Raw genomic sequence first — 18,105 nt, 5'->3', positions numbered from 1 at the left:
CTGCTTCGGTTGATCTGGAGGGCCCACGGTGATTCGTTCGGTACGGCGCGCAGTGACGATTGCCGCGAGCGCTGGGCTGTTGCTCACCGCATGCGCAGCACCATCATCGGAGGCTCCGCGCGCCGAGGAGTTGTCCTGGAGCGAGATCCAGGAGCAGGCGCAAGGACAGACGGTGTCGCTGTGGATGTACGGCGGCGATGAGCAGGGCAATGCCTATGTCGACGACGTGCTCACCCCCGCGGCCGCCGCGGAGGGCGTGACGCTGCGTCGCGTTCCTGTGGAATCGACGACCGATGCCGTCAACCGCATCCTGTCCGAGCGGCAGGCCGGGGTCACCGACGGCGAAGTGGACCTGGTGTGGGTCAACGGCGCGAACTTCGGCACCGGTAAGCAGGCCGGGGCGTGGCTGTGCGGGTGGACGCAAAATCTGCCGAACATGGAACTGACCGATCCCGAGGATCCACTGTTGCTCGACGACTTCGGCACTCCGGTCGAGAACTGCGAATCACCCTGGCACAAAGCTCAATTCACCCTGGTCTACAACGCAGCAGCCATCCCCGATCCGCCGACGACATTCGACGGCGTGCTCGACTGGGCGCGAGCGAACCCGGGCCGCTTCACCTACCCCGCTCCCCCGGACTTCACCGGTTCGGTGTTCGTGCGTGAAGCCTTGATCAACGCCTCCGGCGGTGTCGACGAGGTTCCCGCTCAGTTCGATCAGGACTCCTACGACCGACTCGCCCCGGCATTGTTCGATCGATTGAACGAGCTCGCCCCGTCACTGTGGCGCGAGGGAACGACGTATCCGCAGTCCTCCTCCGAGCTCGACGCCCTCTACGCCGGTGGCCAGGTCGACATGACCATGACGTACGGCCCCGCGACCCTCCCGAAACTTGTCGCCGACGGCACCTTCCCGCCGGAGACCCGCGTCCTGACTCTCGACGAGGGAACCGTCGGGAATGCGAGTTTCCTTGCCATTCCGTCGACGTCGGGGAAGTCGGCCGCGGCGCAGGTGGTTGCCAATCTCGCGTTGTCGCCCGAGCAACAGCTTGCAAAGGCGACGCCGGACGTGTGGGGCCAGTTCACCGTGCTCGATATCGAGCGATTGCCCGATGACGCCCGCGCCCGGTTCGAGGCGTTGCCGAGTTCGACGGTGCTGCCCTCCTACGAGGAGTTGTCGGCCAACGCGCATCCCGAGCTGTCGGCGGACTGGGTCTCGCCGGTCGACGAGGGTTGGCGTCGAAGCGTGCTCGCCGGTCAGTGAGCGCGTCCACGAAGAGCTTTCGCGGCACGGCTGCGGTACTCCCCGCCGTCGTCTTGGTTGTTCTCGTCGTCGGCGGCGGTCTCGGAACCGTGGTGCTGCAGAGCCTGGGTCTGATGCCGTTGGTCGGAACCCCCGAACTATCGGTCGACGCGTACTCCGCGCTGGGCGACGACCTGTGGCGCTCGGTGGTGCTGACACTGTCGATCGCCATCGTGTCGACCGCCTTGGCCACGGTGATCGGGCTCGCGGCGGCGCTGACGGCTTTGTCGGGTGGACGCGCCGCGTTGGTTGCTGCCGGGTTGACGGTCACGGTGCCGCACCTGATCGGGGCCGCCGCGATGGCATTGCTGTTGGCGGATTCGGGCATGCTGCCCCGCATTCTCGGCATGACCGACGGCGGCTGGCCGGAGTTGGTCGGTGGGAAGTGGTGGATCGCCGTCGTCGCCGAATATGCCTGGAAGGAATCGGCTTTCGTCGCCGTCGTCGTGGCGGGCACGCTCGCCACCCGAGTCGCCGCATTCGACGAGACGGCCGCGACCTTGGGTGCAGGCCGGTGGGCTCGACTCCACTTGGTCACCCTGCCGTTGGCGCGGCCCGCACTGATCGCGTCGGCGGCCATCGCGTTCGCCTACACGGTCGGATCGTACGAGGTGGCCCGCATTCTGGGTCGCCCGTATCCGGAGCCGTTGTCGGTGATGGCCATTCGCCTGTTCACCTCGATCGATCTCGAGACGCGTCCGCAGGCAGCGGCCGCCGCGACGATCGCCACCGCGCTGACGGTGGTCGTGGCCGCCGTGGCCCTGCACTATCTGCGCAGATCGGCAGCGTGGAAATGAACAAGGTGAAAGTGACTCGGGTCTTTCCAGCGTTCGGCCGGGCCGTGTTGATCCTGTGGTTCCTGCTGCCGCTGATTCCGGTTGGCTTGTGGGCCATCAGCAATCGCTGGTCGTTTCCCGGTTCGGTTCCTCAGGAGTGGGGATTCGACGGCGTTCGGAGTGCTCTCGACGCCGGTGGCGTCGATGCGTTCTTGCGCTCGACCCTGCTCGCTCTCGCCGTCGCCGCCATCGCAACACCATTGGGCGCGTTGGCCGCTCGCGCCCTGGTGAACGGTACTGTGCGTTTCCCCGCTGTCGTGGCCGGCGTTCTCTTCGCTCCGCTGGCCCTGCCCCCGTTTGCCGTGGCATTAGGGCTCGATGTCCTGGTGCTGCGCTCACGCGTTCCGAGCACGGTGGCGGTGATCGCATTGCTGACCGTTGCGGCCATTCCGTACACGACGTATTTGATGCGAGTGGCATTCGGCGCGTACGACATCGGCTACGAGGAGGAGGCACGCACTCTCGGTGCGTCGAGTGCCATGGTTCTGCGACGGATTCGCATTCCGCTGTTGGCTCCGGCGTTGGCGGGTGCGGCGTTGCTCGCGTTTCTCCTGGCGTGGAGCGACTACGTGATCACGCTGCTGATCGGTGGAGGCAGACTGGTCACCGTGCCCATTCTCGTCGCCTCGTTCGCCGCAGGCACCGGCAACGATTCGGTGGTGGCTGCGCTGTCGGTAGCTGCCGTGGTTCCGCCATTGTTGTTGGTGCTCATGCTCGCTCGGTTGCGTCGTAGGAGTGCACGATGAGCATCGAATTGTCCGTTCACGGACTCACGAAAGTGCATGCCGGTCAATCGGTTGCGGCTCTGGATTCGTTGGATCTCACCGTGTCACCGGGGTCATGCACGGCGATTCTCGGGCCGTCGGGTTCGGGCAAGAGCACTGCACTGCGACTCATTGCCGGCCTCGATTCACCCACTGCCGGAACGGTGCGCATCGATGGCCGCGAGGTGAACGGCGTTGAGGCCGAGAACCGCGGAGTGGGCATGGTGTTCCAGCGTCCGATGTTGTTCCCGCACATGAGCGTGCTGGACAACATCGGCTTCGCCTACCGCGCTGCCGGGGAAAGTCGCAAGCGGTCGCGCCAACGTGCCCGCGAGTACCTCGACCTAGTCCATCTCGGTGACATCGGGGATCGAGCAGTGTCCGAGGTATCGGGCGGGCAGGCCCAGCGGGTGGCATTGGCGCGTTCCCTCGCCGGTTCACCGCAAGTGTTGTTGTTGGACGAGCCCTTCAGTGCGCTGGACCCGGTGCTGCGCACCGAGATGCACGACCTGGTGCGCGAATTGCGTTCGACGTTGGATCAGACTCTGCTGCTCGTCACCCACGATCAGCAGGAAGCGGCTGTGCTGGCCGATTCGGTGGCGGTGCTCATTGATGGCAGGCTGGAGCATAACTCTGATATCGCGACGGTTTATACGCGGCCGAGCACGCTGGCCGTGTCACGGCTGATGGGCGGAATCAACGAAATCGCGGGGCAGTGGGATGGGGTTGGGGTACATCGCTCCGAGCTCGGGGAGTTCGAGGTCGACGGAGTTTCTCTGCCGGCCGGGCCTGCCGTGCTGCTGTTGCGACATGAGCTGATCACTCTGGATGACAACGGGGTTCGTGGGGTTGTTTCGGGCTTGAGACCCACCGGATTTCGCAGCATTGCCGATGTGACGGTGGGTTCGCTGACCGTGAAGGTGGAGTTGGAGGCGGGATCTACGGTGCGGGTCGGGGATGCAGTGGGATTGGAAATTCCCAGTGGGGTGAGGTTTGTTGTCACGGGCTGAGGATGTGGCTAATCACAGTCCTCACGCTCCTGGATCCGGATGTAGTGCCCACGTCACTCAATCTATTAAAACTACAGTTTCCGCACCGTCATCGGCATATTGACGGTTAGGTACCCGAAGAGCAGAACTAATCAAAGACAGTGGGGGTAGAATTGGCTCACGCGATCACAGACGTCCCAGCAACCAGGGGCTAATGACACCACGCGCACCATTGCCCGGGAGCGCGTGGTGCCGCACCAACAGGTCTATCTTGATTCCAATTCCTAAATCCCTATACATAAGATGCGCCACGCATATAGTCAATTGGCCCACGCATATAGAGTTAATAAAGCTCCTCACGGAGAGGTCAGCCAGGGTCTTCACCGTCGCCAGCTGGAGACGATTCTCGGTCAGTCATGTTCAACATAATGAGAAGTGCTGATTTTAACAAGCACAGGTAACGCATGGCGTCAGGACTTTCAAGGGAAAGAGAGGAAATCCGTCGAATTGCATATCTCGCACGGAGAGGTTTGGAGCTTCCGACGGCCTCGGCGCTCTCCTCGTACAGCTTCTCCCAGTGCTCGCAGAACAACTTTCCTGCCATCGCCTCAAAATTCGGGTTCTGAGTAGCATAAATAGGGTTAACGTCTAGAGGATCTTCACTCAGATTTTTAACGTCTGCCATTTCAGGGTCAAATCCAAAAGATTTGAAAATATCTTCCCTTGCGGTCTGGGTACTTGAAATGTCGCTAGTTTTCGTTTTGTCGCTGTCAGTATCGAAAATGCAGTAAACCGGAATTCCCATAGCCGAGTACAAACGTCGCCACTTCGCAATATTACTAAGCCCTTCAGCTGATACCACGGCGATCCCGTGGCGGAGAGGATCGAGGCCGGCAAACCTCAACATCTCAGGTAAGGCAATAGCTTCGGTTGGACCCTCGACCAGAACGCACAGACGAGCGAAAAGTCCGTTCTTGATTTCTGTCGTAGCGGCAGCCGAGTAGAATGAACCTACACTGTCCGGGGTAGTACGGGTCTCATCCGCACCAGCCTCGATCAAGCTAGCCGCCAAGTTCGCTCGGGATAGCTGCGTTGTTCTCGTTGTGCGCCCGTCTGGCTTTCCAACAACAACGAGGTTTTCGGGCCGGGCCAGGTCCACAAAGTGTGGGCTGTGCGTGGTAATGACTAGCTGCAAGCCTTCGTTCGTAATATTATTAAGTTGAGTCGCTAGCCATTGCTGCGCAAGTGGATGCAGATGCGCCTCGGGCTCGTCAATTACTAGTATCAATGTTTCGTGATCACCAAACGATTTTGAATATGCGTAGGCGAAAGCCATAGCCAACACCTGTTCTTGGCCTGTCCCAAGTTCGTCGAACGATCGAATTTGCGAGTCTAGTTTCGGATTTACGCGCAAGGAGCGGAAAAAATTGCTGGGATCGTAAGCAGAGAAATCGATGTCCAATCGGTAAGAAAGATTTTGCCCAAAGTCTTCCGCCGTTGAACCCAGTAGGCTTCTAAACGTTTTGAACTCCGCCACCCCGCCGAATTCCTCTACCAGATAGTTGAACGTATTCTCAAGGCGTTCTTTACGTTCAGGGTCGCCAACCAACTTCTCGTGGAAACGATGCATCAGTTTCGATAGAAGCGTGTACTGATTCGTATATGAAAGTTGATATTTAAGGCCTCGGTCAGCCTGCATCGAAAAAGCAAACAGACGCGACCTCAGATCCTTATTTATGTAATTTCTAGTGCCACATTGCGTGCACGACATCCAGTACTTGGCCGGCCCGCCATCTCCCTGTTCGTCGTATTTCCAGGCAGCAAAATTGATATTTCCACCACATTTGTCACACGAAAAATTAGAAATTTCTGCCTGAACTGTGATTGCTATGCCATCGGAGTCGCGTCCATGGAAGTCATGCTGTTGGATTTGGTGGGTGGTGGGCCAACGATCGCCGAACAAGATATCCACGGCTTTGGTGAGATTACTCTTGCCCGCGTTGTTTTCGCCGAGAAGCACCACGGGTCCCTCAGCTGGAAGCTCAAATACCTGAAGTTCATTACCGATCGAGCGGTAGTTACGAACACCAATCCGTGTAAGGCGAGGGGGCACTTGCGAGAGCTCCGTTCTCTTACCACCAGGCATTATTGCTGGCTACTGACAGCGTACTAGCCGTTCGGAGCAATACGTCGGACGACACGGCCGCGAGGTCGAACCCATTTAATCTGGATGACCAGGCGGTGACACGCCATGGGTGGGTCGGGTGTGTCCGCGCTGGGGTGGGGACCGTCTTGCGAAGACTGTCAGTGAACAAACCTGGTTTGACAAACCCATACCGTTGCTTAGTGGCAAGCTGATTGGCATGACACACCAAACAGCGGACCATCCAAATCCTAGCGTTGTTCTATACCAGAATCCAGATTTCGTGTCCGGGCTGATCCAAGAGATGCTGCAGACCGGCCTACTTGAATCGGCCGAAACCGACGCCCAGAGTCAGTCGAACAGTTCCGAAAGCGCAAATCTTTCGACCGACGGTAAGGCATCTGCCGAGGTAAGCGTGCCAGGTTTCGGCGGCGCTGGTCTCGGTGGGGGTCGCAGTAAAGTTCGTGAAACGATGAAGGCAGATGAGAGCAGCAACGTCGAACGGTTAAGGTATGTGTTTTCACAAGCATATTATTTGGATCAAGTTCGAAAGCGTCTGAAGGCCGACGGACGAATCAAACAGGTGCACGCGTTGACAGAGGCCCAAGGGTTGAGGCCAGGGGACATTGTCGAGTACTCAAGTAGTTTCGTGCCCAACGAAATAAATACGGTGCTAGACATTGCGACGCCTGAACTTGTCTCAACAATTGTGAAGTTTTGGAAGCTTCGTGAGAACCGCCAACTGATGAGCAGTATCGACAACGTCGACCAGCTCCGGGTTCATAGGCAAGCTGGCGAGTACCTTGCGGCAGACTATGCGGAACTGGGGGCGGCGATCAGCTCGGCCCTCCGTAAAGATTTTCGCTCAGAACATACCCGCGAATACCACGGTGTGATCGTGGAGGGGTACGCCGGTGAGTCAGTCGTTGACGGCGCTCCTGAGGCCGCCCTGACAGCGTTAACCATATGTGAAACCGCGCATTTTGTGACCGCAGACCCAGACCGGTTGCTGGATGGAGAGTTCACCGTGCTTGGTAAGGTGGTGACGCTCCTGGCCAAGGACGTTCCAGTCCTGGACAGAAACAAATTACTAAACCGTATTGATCCTCAGTTGCTAGAAAAGACGCTCGCAAAGATGCAGCCAGATGAGGCCGCTCAACGGCTGGCTGGCGACGACTACTCTGGGGCTGGCGTTGATTTGACGTTCTCAGCTTTGATTGAGGGCAACTCATTCACGGTTTTACCAATAGCAATTTACGTATGAACGTGGTGGGTCTCTCTACATAGTGTTGGTCTCGGCGGCCTGGATTGTCCCCGCTTAGTTACTACAGCCCAATGCCGGAAACTACGTTGTCGATGATGGGTGCGTGTTCGCTGCGGTACACCTCTACCGAGCCGAGCCGAGCCGAGCCGGGGCTGGCGTGGCCGGTCTGTCGAGCGACGGCAGATCCGTCGGCACGTTGCGGGTGCCTCAGTGACGAATCCAGCGCGGAGCGGGTGGCCATTAAGTTTTATCAGAGCGGCGGGGTCGAAGCCGGCGTGTTCTGCGCGGCGGCGGCCGGTCTGGTGGACCGCAGCCCCGGACAGCGGCGTGTCGCTGAGGTTACCGTTCTTTGCGACTGCCCAGAGTAGCGGTGCGCGGGCAGCGGTGCGAGGCACTCCCCACGGCACGCATGTGCGTCGAACGGTTCCCGCTTACGGAGCCACCGGATCACTGAAGGCCTGCCGCCAACATCGAATGCGGCGACCACCTGCACCCACGATGGTGCGGAAAATGCAATTTGCAACGCCTAGGTCTGGTCGGTCGGGGCGAGCTCGGGGTCACAACTTCTGTGTCCGACAACCAGAAACTAAGCTGCTCCCATGCCCGCCGGCCGCTTCGCTCCCAGTCCCTCCGGCGACTTGCATCTCGGGAATCTAAGAACCGCCTTACTGGCCTGGCTCTTCGCCCGCTCCACCGAACGTCGTTTCGTCATGCGCGTGGAAGACCTCGATCGCGTCAAGGCCGGCTCGGAGCAACGCCAACTCGACGACCTTGCCGCCATCGGACTCGACTGGGACGGGCCGATCATGCGTCAATCCGAGCGTCGGGAGATCTACGACGCCACGATTCGGGCGCTCGCCGCAGCGGGGATGACGTACGAGTGTTTCTGTACGCGTCGGGAAATCCTGCAGGCCGCATCCGCGCCTCACGCTCCCGACGGCGCATATCCCGGAACCTGTCGCAATCTCACCTCGGACCAAAGAGCGGCGAAGGACCGCCCACCAGCCATTCGACTACGTTCGCAGGTAACCGAATTCACCATCGTCGATCAGCTGCACGGCCTGTTCCGAGGCCAGGTGGACGACTTCGTTCTCCGTCGATCCGACGGTGTACCTGCCTACAACCTTGCCGTCGTCGTCGATGATGGTGCGCAAGGCGTCGACCAGATCGTGCGCGGCGACGACCTTCTCACGTCCGCGCCGCGGCAGGGCTACCTCGCTCAACTCCTGGGCCTGACCCCCGCGACGTACGTCCACGTCCCCCTCGCACTGAACGTCGAGGGCAAGCGTCTGGCCAAACGAGACGGCGCGGTGACGCTGCGCGAACGACCCGATGCATGGGTGCTCATCACAGCATCCCTCGGCATGCCGGACGTCAAGAACGCCGAGGAACTACTCGAGCGGTGGAAGCCGAGGCTGGTGCCGCGCGAACCATGGGTGTTCGACCCCTCGATCGTCTAACCACGGACCGATCGAGATCACGTTGCAATGCGACAGAACCCGACTCGAGGACGAATCGGACGTACAGTGACCGCGACAAACTTATCCCGAGGGAGAAGGACACCATGACCTCAGGCGGCTACGACCCCGACAAGGATCCACAGAACCCCGGTGGTTATCCCCCGCCGCAGGGCGGCGGCTACCCACCACCCGGCAACTACCCACCACCCGCGCAGGGCAACTATCCGCCGCCCGGGAATTACCCGCCTCCTCCCGGCGATTACCCCCAGCAAGGCGGTTACCCGCCACCCGGCGGCTACCCACCGCCCCCACAGGGCAACTACCCGCCTCCTCCGCCGTTCGGTAACTCGCCGACGGCGACGCAGCTATCCGTGGGAACAGCCATCGGCTACGCGTTCGAGAAGTTCAAGCAGAACGCCCTCGTCTGGATGGGCATCGTCCTGATCGCCGCGATCATCCAGGGCGTGCTGAACTTCGTTCTGAGCTCCGACAGCATCGTCCTCAGCCTGGTCTTCAGCATCATCGTCGGTGTCGTCGCACTCCTCATCCAGGCGGCGCTCGTCCGCGGCGCTCTGCACGAGGTGGACGGGATCAAGCCCGCGTTCGGGTCCTTCTTCCAATTCGGCAACGTCGCCGCCGTCATCATCGCCGGCATCCTCGTCGGCATTGCAACCAGCATCGGCTTCGTCCTGCTGATCATCCCCGGCATCGTCATCACGTTCTTCACGTGGTGGACCTTCCAGTTCGTCATCGACCGCGGCGACGAGCCGATTCCCGCCATCAAGGCCAGCGCGCAGGCAATCGCGTCGAACGGTGGGACCCTCTTCGTGCTGGCCCTGGCCTTGGTCGGCATCAACATCGTCGGAGCGATCCCCGTCGGCCTCGGTCTGCTGGTGACCATTCCGATCACGATCATCGCCGGTACCTACGCTTACCGCGTCACGGTGCGCGGCAACGTTGCCTGACCTGTAATCCGCCTCGATGGGCGCGCATCCCTCACCCGGGGATTCGCGCCCATCGTCGTCTCGGTGCTTGGATCGTCAGGTGACTACTACCCAACACACCGCCCCCGACGGCGGCGCCGAGTCTGGGCAGGCCACGTTCGCTCACATCAGCCGGGGCTACTACCCCACCATTGTCGCGTTGTTCGTCGCGACGCTGCTGATCTCGAATGTGGCCGCCAGCAAAGGTGTCGCCTTCTTCGCCTCGTCCGACGTCATGCTCGGACCGTTCCAAATCCTGCCGATCAATACCGACGGCGCATTCTTTCTGTTCCCCCTCGCTTACATCCTCGGCGACGTGCTCAGCGAGGTCTACGGCTTCAAAGCCACGCGCCGCGCGATCTACCTCGGTTTCGGCTCCCTGCTGCTCACGTCCGTGTGCTTCTGGATCGCCATCGAACTCCCCGCCGCCTCGTTCTACGAGAACCAGGCCGCCCTCGAAAGCGTCGTCGGCGTCGTTCCCCGTCTGGTCCTCGCCGGTCTCGCCGGGTACACCGTCGGGCAGCTCCTCAACTCCGTCGTGCTGGTCAAGATCAAGGAACGCACCAAGGAAAAGCACCTGTGGGCGCGACTGATCGGCTCGACCATCGTCGGCGAATTCTTCGACACCCTGATCTTCTGCTCCATCGCCGCCGGAGTCATCGGCATCACCACGTGGACCGACTTCATCAATTACGTCATCGTCGGATTCCTGTGGAAGACGCTGGCCGAGGTCATCGTCATGCCCATCACGTACCGCGTCATCTCGTACATCAAAAAGCGCGAGCCGTCGTACCAGGATCGCTAGAACGCGACCCACTCCATACTCAGATCGAAGTAGCGCTCCCGGGCCGTCTCGAACGTGGCGACGGCCCGGGTGCCCGGCCAGTCCTCCGGCGTCATCGACGGCGGGAGACCCGGGTCGACGTAGGGAATGACGCGCCATTCGTCGAGCAACGGCACGAATGTGACAAACGCGTCGCGCGGGTTCCGCGCCGGCGACCCGCCGTCGAAAGCGTCGAGAAATGCCCGATGCCGATCAGCGATGCCGGCCAGATCCCACCACTGCTCGGCACTTTCGCGCAGCGTGCCGGGAGGCGCGACCTCGGACGCGACGAACGTCGTGACGTACTGCGACAACTCCAACGCGTCGACGATGGCAATGGCCTCCGCCGCGAGATATTCGGGCGCGATCCACAATCCTGGTGAGACGGTCCCACAACCTATCGACGTGAGCCGACGCCTCAGCTGGTGCCGCGCCGCGCGTTGCGTCTCGGGAATGGTGAACGAGATCAACCGAAATGGATCGCCGTCGGCCATCCGCCGGAAGCCGAAGATGCGTCCGTCTCCCCGAGCGAACATTGCGTCGGCCTGCTCGGTGATCCGATAGCCGGTGCGGCCCTCTCGATTAGCTGATTCGACGACGCCCTTCTTCTTCAACCTCGTCACCGCAATGCGCGTGCTTTCCGGTGGCACTCCCAGCGTGTCCATCCAGACGACGAAATCGGCGATGGCAAACCACCCGCCGAGAGGGCGAACGTAGGCACCGAGCACCGTGCGCACCAACGACGTCGCACTCCCCGGACGCGACTCGAAGTCGTCGAGGATGGCCCCGGCAGTGCTAGGCGCGGAGTTCGTCACGAATCGCCACGATACCCAGGTACACCTCGCGATACGAGGTACTCAGTGGGCTCAACCCCAGCCGAATACCCTGTGGTGCGCGGTAATCCGGGATGACACCCTGCTCCCACAGCCGAGCAGTGATGGCCTTGAATTCCGGATGGTCGATGGTGACGTGACCACCGCGCCGATTCGAATCCTCGGGTGAGGCGATCTCCACCCCGAGCGGTACCAGCATCTCGCGCACGAGCTCGAGGGCGTATTCGGTGAGCGCAACGGACTTCGCACGGATCGCGTCCATGCCCACCTCGGCGATCATCTCGATGGTGTCCTGCATCGCGATCATCCCGAACACCGACGGCGTGCCACTGATGACGCGTCGAATACCCTGCGCCGGAACGTAACCCTGCGCCATCTCGAACGGATCGGCCCGGCCCATCCAGCCCCAGATCGGCTGCACGAAGTCGGCCAGAAGGTCACTACGCACGTACGCGAAGGCCGGCGAACCCGGACCGCCGTTGAGGTACTTGTAGGTACACCCGACGGCCAGATCCACTCCCCACGAATCGAATTCGAGCGGAACCGACCCGACGGAATGGCACACGTCCAACAGCATCAGAGCGCCGGCCTCGTGCGTGATGCGCGTCGCCTCGGCCACGTCGACGAGGAAGCCCGACCGGTACGCGACGTGGGTGATCACGACCAGTGCGGTGTTCTCCCCCACCACCTCGGCGAGTTGTTCCGGTTCGATACCACCGCGGCGGTCCGTCTCGATCCACCGGAGCGTCATATTCATCTCGGCCGCAATACCTTCGAGCAAGTATCGGTCGGTCGGAAAGTTGTCCCGATCGATGACGATCTCGCTGCGGCCCGGCCGCATGGCGATCGCCGCCCGTGCCAGTTTGTACAGCAGTACCGTCGTCGAATCACCGATCGTGGTCTGGCCGGGCGCTGCTCCGAGGGTGGCGTCGGCCAGGGCGTCGCCGATGGTGACGGGGAGGTCGAACCACTGCTCGTCCCAGCCGCGGATGAGGCGTCCGCCCCAGGCGTCGGTCATGAAGGTGTTGATGCGTTCGACGCTGGCTTTGGTGGGCCGACCCAGGGAGTTGCCGTCGAGATATGCGGTGATCGACGGGTCGTCGCTACCGAGGAACTTGTCGCGATAGCTGCGGAGCGGATCCGTGTTATCGAGTTCGACTGCGAGTTCCATCATCGACCGATCTCCGTTCTCACAGCGAGCAATTCGGGGAAGAACGTGAGTTCGAGTGCTTTCTGTAAGAACCCGACGCCGCTCGACCCTCCCGTCCCGCTCTTCATTCCGATGGTGCGCAGCACCGTGCGCATGTGGCGGAATCGCCAGAGCTGAAAGTTCTCCTCCAAGTCGACGAGCTCCTCGAATGCCTCGTACACCGCCCAATGTTCGGTGTGGTTCTCGTAGACGAACTTGATCAGCGGCATCAGGTCCTCGTTGAACGTGTATGCCGTCGTGACATCACGGTCGAGGGCCGATGCCGGTACGTCGTACCCTTGCCGCGCCAACGACTGCCAGAAGGCGTCGTACAGGCTGGGTTCGCGCAACAGGGTCGAAAGCAGCTCATGCGCAGCAGGATCGGACTCGAAGACCGTCAGCATGCCCGCATTCTTGTTGCCGAGCACGAACTCCACGGCCCGGTACTGATACGACTGGAACCCCGAGGAGTTGCCGAGGAAGTCGCGGAACTGGGAGTACTCCGTCGGGGTGAGTGTCGCCAGTACCGACCACTGCTCGGTCAGCGTCTTCTGGATGTGCTTCACCCGGGCCACGCATTTGAGTGCGGTGCCGATGTCGTCGGCATCGAATGCGGCTCGCGCAGCGAGTGTCTCGTGCAGCACCAGCTTGAGCCACAGCTCGGTGGTCTGGTGCTGGATGATGAACAGCAGTTCGTCGTGATGCTCGGGGGTGCTCACCGGCTTCTGAGCGCTGAGCAGTGTATCGAGGTCGAGGTAGGACCCGTAGCTCATGCGGTCACTGAAATCGGTGACGACGCTCTTCTCGATCTTCCGGGTGTTCGCTTCGACGCTCATGGATCGTCCTCGAGGTGGTGGGCTGGTGAGATCAGCGTATTACATCAATGTGCCGACCGCTATGCATCTGTAAGCTAGCGAATGCCGCGAATCCGTACGGCACCGATCAGCGCAGCGATGCTGACCAGGGACACCGCCAGGATGTAGTAGCCCGGGGACACCGCCTGACCGGTAGCGGCCACCAGAGCGGCCGCGATGGTCGGAGTGAATCCACCGAAGATCGCCGTGGTGACGTTGTATCCGAACGACAGGCCGGTGGCCCTCGAATGGACCGGGAACGCGTCGGACATCACCGACGGCAGCGCACCGAAGTACAGCGCCTTCAGCAATCCGAGCACGGTCATGACGAGCGCGAGGGTGAGGAACGACGGCACCGCGATGAGCCACATGAAGAGCGGGACGACGCTGACGCCGATCGCGATCGCCGACGGCAACATGATCTTGATGCGGCCTACCTTGTCGGACAACTGACCGACGAACGGCGTCACCACGGTCAGAATCACGCCGGTGATCATCAGTGCGACGAACGACAGCGAATTGTTCAGTCCCAGTTGCTTGATACCGAAGGTAGGCAGGTATTGCAGAATGAAGTTCAGCGCGGTGGACACCACCAGCACACCGCCGGCAATGAGAATTCCGCCCCACTGATTCCGAAACAGATCGCGTACAGGCGATTTCGGGGTGTCCGACGCGGCGACGACGGCCGGTGATTCGTCGACGTGACGTCGGATGAACCATCCCACCGGGCCCACCATGAGCCCGAAGACGAACGGCACTCGCCAACCCCAGTCGACCATGTTGGCCTCGGACAACACCGCGGTCAATCCGGCGGCGAACGAGGCCGCCATCAGTGTGGCCAGTCCCTGGCTTGCGAACTGGAAGCTGCCGAAGAATCCGCGGCGCTTGCCGTTCTGTTCGACGAGAAAGGATGTGGCCGCGCCGAATTCGCCACCGGCCGCGAAGCCCTGAATCAGGCGCGCCACGATGATACCGATCGGAGCGAGGATGCCGATGTCGTCGTAGTTGGGCATGAAGGCGATCAACGCGGTGCCGAGCACCATCAGGCGAATGCTCATCACCAGAGCCTTCTTTCGCCCTTTCCGGTCTGCGTAGGAGCCGAGGATCAGTCCGCCGAGGGGACGGATCAGATACGAGACTCCGAAGACCGCGAACGTCTGCACCAGTTGCACGCCGGGGTCGGCCGAGGGAAAGAAGTTCTGCCCAATGTAGATGGCGAACAGCGCATAGATGGCGATGTCGAACCACTCGAGAGCGTTGCCGATGGTGGCGGCCGCGATGGCGCGGACCGGATTCTTGACGGACACAACGGCTTCACCCGCGCCGTCTCGATCGGGAGTTCGATGAACGTGTGCAGTGGACATGTAGGATTCTCCGGTGGGTTCAGGAGCGCGAGGCGCTGGCGGATTCGAGCGATGCGTCGCGGTCGTCGTCTGCACCTGCGCCGAGGTCGAAGAACAGGCCCGTGGCCATGGCGAGTCCTTGGCGCGCAACGGATGCGAGCATGTGTTCGTCGGGTGCATGTTGACGACATCCGGGGTAGGAGTGCGGCATCCAGACCGTCGGAATGCCGAGGGTGTCGGTGAATACGTGATTGGGCAGTGACCCACCGATGTTGGGCAGCACGGTGACCGGGGACCCGACGGTGCGCTCGACCGACTGGGCGACCGTGCGAACCCAGGGGTCGTTCGGGTCCGTTCGGCTCGCAGGAAACGAGATGCCGAGTTCGACGGCGACCATCGAGTACCCGTGCGCGTCGAGGTGTCGTCGTAGCCGCACGCCGAGATCGTCGAGGTCGGTCCCGACGACGTACCGCAGCTGCAACCGCGCTCGCGCCTGGCCCGGAATCGCATTGACCGGTTCGAGAATGTTGCCAGCGTTCATAGCGATCACTTCGAGAGTGTTCCACCCGAAAACCCGCTCTGCAGGCGACAATTCGGTCGCCGACCAGCCGGAGTCGACCACCGGATCGCCCGGGGTGCGTCCGACCTCGATAGCTCTGAGCGCGTCGACGACGGACTCGGGAATGTGCTCGGGTACGAGGCTGTCGAGCTGGATACGGCCGTGGCCGTCGACGAGGGTCCCGATGGCACCGGCCAGGGTGGTCGCGGGGTTGCGGAGCAGTCCACCCCAGTTGCCCGAGTGGTAGCCGCGCTCACGTAGGTCGACGACGAGGTCGAAGTCCACGCCCCCACGGGCACCGAGAAACAGTGTGGGCGTCTGGGCGTCGAGGCGTGGTCCGTCCGAGGCGATCAGCACGTCGGCAGCGAGGTCGCCTCGGTGATCCGACACGAATTGTTCGAGTCCGGGTGAGCCGATCTCCTCACCGGTCTCGAACAACAGCGTCAGGTTGAATCCCAACGATCCGCGGGCGTCGAGAACCGTCCGCAGTGCCGCGAGGTTCACCAGATGCTGACCCTTGTTGTCGGCCGTTCCGCGCCCGTAGAGCCGGCCGTCTCGCTCGACGAGAGTCCACGGCGACAATCCGTCCGACCAGTCCTCGGCCATGCCCAGAACCACGTCGGCGTGGCCGTAACAGAGCACGGTCGGCAGTTCGGGGGCCTCGTGACGGGTGGCGATCAGGAAGGGACCACCCTCCTCGACCGGGTTGGGATAGGTCTCGACCGCACACCCGAGTGCCTCGAGCCTCGGCACGAGCAGATCCTGAAGATATGCCGACAACGCAACTCGACCGGCCGTCGACTGGCTTTCCGAGGGGACCGACACGAGCTCGGAGAGTTCACGATGGAACGCACCCGAATCGTAGAAGTCCTGGGCCTGCGCGATCACATGCTCGCGGTTCATCGAATCTCCCTCGCCGTCGGCCTGGTGTTCGCCTGACAGTAGCGAGCCCGATACCGTCTACACCATTGCCGATTGACGCTCCCTGCGTTGCCTCAGAAGCAACGCTCGGACCGACAGAGGCTCGATGACAATCACGTGTCACCGCCGTGAGAGTGCTGTGAAAGAAGAGGTGATTTCGTTGCATCTGATGCCCTCTGCGCTGACGTACTTCTGCGAAGTAGCGCGAACGGGGTCGGTCACCGAGGCGGCCGCAACACAACATCTGGCCGCGTCGGCGGTCAGCAGACAGATCGCCAAGCTCGAACGTGACATCGGCGTGCCGCTCTTCGCGCGACATGCCCGGGGAATGACGCTCACCGAAGCGGGCCATCGCCTCCTCGCCCACGCGCGCAGACACGAAGTGGAATCGTCGACTCTCATCGCCGAAATACGCAGTGTCGACGCCACCGAACACGGCAGCGTCACCGTGGCCTGCACCGAAGGTTTCTCGCAGTCCGTCGTCCCACGGGCCATGGCGTCGGTCCATCGGACTCACCCGTCGGTCACGTTCACTTTGGACGTGGTGGGGCCGGACGAGGCCAGCCGACGGGTGGTCGACGCCCGCGCGGACGTCGCGGTCACCTTCTCGCTCGGTCGACGCACCGACGTGACGGTCGAACATTCCGTCACCGTGCCCATCTGCGCCGTCGTCGCGCTCGGTCACCCGCTCAGCGACCGAGCCAGCGTCGATCTGGCCGATATCTGCGCCTATCCCCTCGCGCTGTCGACCACCGGATCGAGTCAACGCGAATTGTTCGACGCCGGAATCCGTCTGGAGGGACTCTCACCCCACGTCGGTCTGCAATGCGAGCGGCTGGCTCCGATACTGGAGTTCGCTCGCTCGAGCGACGGCGTCGCACTCGTCAGCGACCTCGGTGGTGACCGCAAATCGGGCCTGACGTACATCCCCCTCGTGCATCCGGTGTTCGCTCAGCGCCGGGCCGAAATTCACACGATGCGCGGTAGGCCGCCGTCGGCCCGAATCGTGGCCCTGATCGACGCGTTGACCGACATTCTCGAGGCCGCGGGATAAAATCGGACGCAGCCGAGCACCATCGATGCCTCCGCTCCTGATCGTCGCCGTCTTGCCGTGGGCGCTGTCGCTGCTCCTCGGATTCGGAGCCGACCGCATCGACCGTCGTCTCAACCCCTCGACCGCCGTCGTACTGCTGCCCGTTCTGTCTGTGGTCACGGCGTTCTCGCTGCTCGCGTCCCTGACTGCGCTCGCCGCGGTGTTTCTGACGACGAGTCGGGCCGTGTGGGTGACACTCGGAATCGTAATCTGCGCGTGGGCAATCTGGCGGTCGGTCGAGGTGGCCCGCCATGTTCGACGCGTCATCGCCAGTACGTCCATCGCATCCGAATGCGGCGGCGAGGCGCGGACGCGGGCGGCATCGTCGTCGTTGAGTCCGAGGTTCCCGACGCTTTTGCCGTCCCCTCCGGCGGAGGTGCGGTCGTGATCACCACCGGACTCGCGGAAGCGTTGTCGAACAACGAATTGCGAGCAGTGATCGAGCACGAGCGCGCCCATCTGAGGCACCGTCACAGCGTGTGGATCCAGATGTGCGAAATCGCGGCCCGCGTCGATCCGATTCTCGAACCGTTGACCGCGAAGGTACGGCACGCGGCGGAGCGTCGAGCAGACGAGAGTGCGGCAAGGCTGGGACGGCGAGAGACGTTGTCTGCCATCGCCAGGACCTCTCTGCTCCGGAATCATTTCGACCGTGGAACTCGCACTCTCGCCGGTACCTGGGGCGACGTCGTACAAGATATGGTGGCACCCGAAACCGGAGAAGCAGCCACCTCGATCTTCCGCTGAT

Annotated in this window: 17 protein-coding genes; 11 read left to right on the top strand and 6 right to left on the bottom strand. The window is 62.0% G+C overall.

What is annotated here, in order from left to right; genetic code table 11:
* Positions 1-28: 28 nt before the first annotated feature.
* Genes CH262_RS04575 through CH262_RS04560 form a run of 4 tightly spaced genes read left to right on the top strand, consistent with a single transcriptional unit; the run spans position 29 to position 3,913 of the window.
* Complete coding sequence (locus CH262_RS04575) at positions 29-1,264, top strand: ABC transporter substrate-binding protein (RefSeq protein ID WP_094717063.1); 1,236 nt, start codon at positions 29-31, stop codon at positions 1,262-1,264.
* A complete protein-coding gene (locus CH262_RS04570; RefSeq protein ID WP_094717061.1) occupies positions 1,261-2,100 on the top strand; it encodes an ABC transporter permease in 840 nt (279 codons plus the stop codon). Before CH262_RS04575 ends, CH262_RS04570 begins: the two co-directional genes overlap by 4 nt.
* Complete coding sequence (locus CH262_RS04565) at positions 2,097-2,885, top strand: ABC transporter permease (RefSeq protein WP_256988712.1); 789 nt, start codon at positions 2,097-2,099, stop codon at positions 2,883-2,885. The genes CH262_RS04570 and CH262_RS04565 overlap by 4 nt, the downstream gene beginning before the upstream one ends.
* Positions 2,882-3,913 (top strand): ABC transporter ATP-binding protein, encoded by a 1,032-nt coding sequence (locus tag CH262_RS04560; RefSeq protein WP_094717058.1) that lies wholly within the window; start codon positions 2,882-2,884, stop codon positions 3,911-3,913. The genes CH262_RS04565 and CH262_RS04560 overlap by 4 nt, the downstream gene beginning before the upstream one ends.
* Before the next feature lie 346 nt (positions 3,914-4,259).
* Here CH262_RS04560 and CH262_RS04555 read toward each other — a convergent pair whose 3' ends face one another.
* Positions 4,260-6,038: an ATP-dependent nuclease gene (locus tag CH262_RS04555; protein WP_094717056.1), complete on the bottom strand. Its 1,779-nt coding sequence runs from the start codon at positions 6,036-6,038 to the stop codon at positions 4,260-4,262.
* Between the two features lie 280 nt (positions 6,039-6,318).
* Between CH262_RS04555 and CH262_RS04550 the strand changes: the two genes are divergently transcribed.
* From CH262_RS04550 to CH262_RS04530, 4 genes are all read left to right on the top strand, one after another.
* A complete protein-coding gene (locus tag CH262_RS04550) occupies positions 6,319-7,299 on the top strand; it encodes a DUF6414 family protein (RefSeq protein WP_143547063.1) in 981 nt (326 codons plus the stop codon).
* Positions 7,300-7,898: 599 nt separating this feature from the next.
* Entirely contained in the window at positions 7,899-8,759 is an 861-nt protein-coding gene (gluQRS, locus tag CH262_RS04540) for a tRNA glutamyl-Q(34) synthetase GluQRS (RefSeq protein WP_094717052.1), read from the top strand.
* A gap of 104 nt (positions 8,760-8,863) precedes the next feature.
* Positions 8,864-9,724, top strand: coding sequence for a hypothetical protein (locus CH262_RS04535; protein ID WP_094717050.1), 861 nt, complete (start codon positions 8,864-8,866; stop codon positions 9,722-9,724).
* A gap of 79 nt (positions 9,725-9,803) precedes the next feature.
* Complete coding sequence (locus CH262_RS04530; protein WP_027494587.1) at positions 9,804-10,547, top strand: queuosine precursor transporter; 744 nt, start codon at positions 9,804-9,806, stop codon at positions 10,545-10,547.
* On the opposite strand, the gene CH262_RS04525 is transcribed toward CH262_RS04530, so the two are convergent.
* The 5 genes from CH262_RS04525 to CH262_RS04505 all read right to left on the bottom strand — a co-directional run bounded on the left by CH262_RS04525 (position 10,544) and on the right by CH262_RS04505 (position 16,246).
* Positions 10,544-11,380, bottom strand: a complete 837-nt coding sequence (locus CH262_RS04525) for a PaaX family transcriptional regulator (protein ID WP_094717048.1) — start codon at positions 11,378-11,380, stop codon at positions 10,544-10,546. The genes CH262_RS04530 and CH262_RS04525 overlap by 4 nt on opposite strands.
* Positions 11,361-12,569, bottom strand: a complete 1,209-nt coding sequence (locus tag CH262_RS04520; RefSeq protein ID WP_094717046.1) for a kynureninase — start codon at positions 12,567-12,569, stop codon at positions 11,361-11,363. Before CH262_RS04520 ends, CH262_RS04525 begins: the two co-directional genes overlap by 20 nt.
* Complete coding sequence (locus CH262_RS04515) at positions 12,569-13,423, bottom strand: tryptophan 2,3-dioxygenase (RefSeq protein WP_094717045.1); 855 nt, start codon at positions 13,421-13,423, stop codon at positions 12,569-12,571. The genes CH262_RS04520 and CH262_RS04515 overlap by 1 nt, the downstream gene beginning before the upstream one ends.
* Positions 13,424-13,497: 74 nt before the next feature.
* Positions 13,498-14,805 (bottom strand): MFS transporter, encoded by a 1,308-nt coding sequence (locus tag CH262_RS04510; protein ID WP_094717360.1) that lies wholly within the window; start codon positions 14,803-14,805, stop codon positions 13,498-13,500.
* 19 nt (positions 14,806-14,824) lie between these two features.
* The gene (locus CH262_RS04505; protein ID WP_094717043.1) at positions 14,825-16,246 is read right to left on the bottom strand and encodes a M20 family metallopeptidase; all 1,422 of its coding nucleotides are present in this window, start codon (positions 16,244-16,246) and stop codon (positions 14,825-14,827) included.
* A 124-nt stretch (positions 16,247-16,370) separates the two neighbouring features.
* Between CH262_RS04505 and CH262_RS04500 the strand changes: the two genes are divergently transcribed.
* Genes CH262_RS04500 through CH262_RS28065 form a run of 3 tightly spaced genes read left to right on the top strand, consistent with a single transcriptional unit; the run spans position 16,371 to position 18,104 of the window.
* Positions 16,371-17,318, top strand: a complete 948-nt coding sequence (locus tag CH262_RS04500) for a LysR family transcriptional regulator (protein WP_218829291.1) — start codon at positions 16,371-16,373, stop codon at positions 17,316-17,318.
* Positions 17,319-17,343: 25 nt separating this feature from the next.
* The gene (locus CH262_RS28070; RefSeq protein WP_256988711.1) at positions 17,344-17,745 is read left to right on the top strand and encodes a hypothetical protein; all 402 of its coding nucleotides are present in this window, start codon (positions 17,344-17,346) and stop codon (positions 17,743-17,745) included.
* On the top strand, positions 17,649-18,104 hold the full coding sequence (locus CH262_RS28065) for a M56 family metallopeptidase (protein ID WP_373453762.1): 456 nt from the start codon (positions 17,649-17,651) through the stop codon (positions 18,102-18,104). The genes CH262_RS28070 and CH262_RS28065 overlap by 97 nt, the downstream gene beginning before the upstream one ends.
* The last annotated feature ends 1 nt before the right edge of the window (position 18,105 follow it).

Origin of the sequence: Rhodococcus sp. 05-2255-1e, from assembly GCF_002259025.1 — a bacterium.
Lineage (GTDB): Bacteria > Actinomycetota > Actinomycetes > Mycobacteriales > Mycobacteriaceae > Rhodococcoides > Rhodococcoides fascians.
This window is presented reverse-complemented; position numbering and strand designations above follow the sequence as displayed.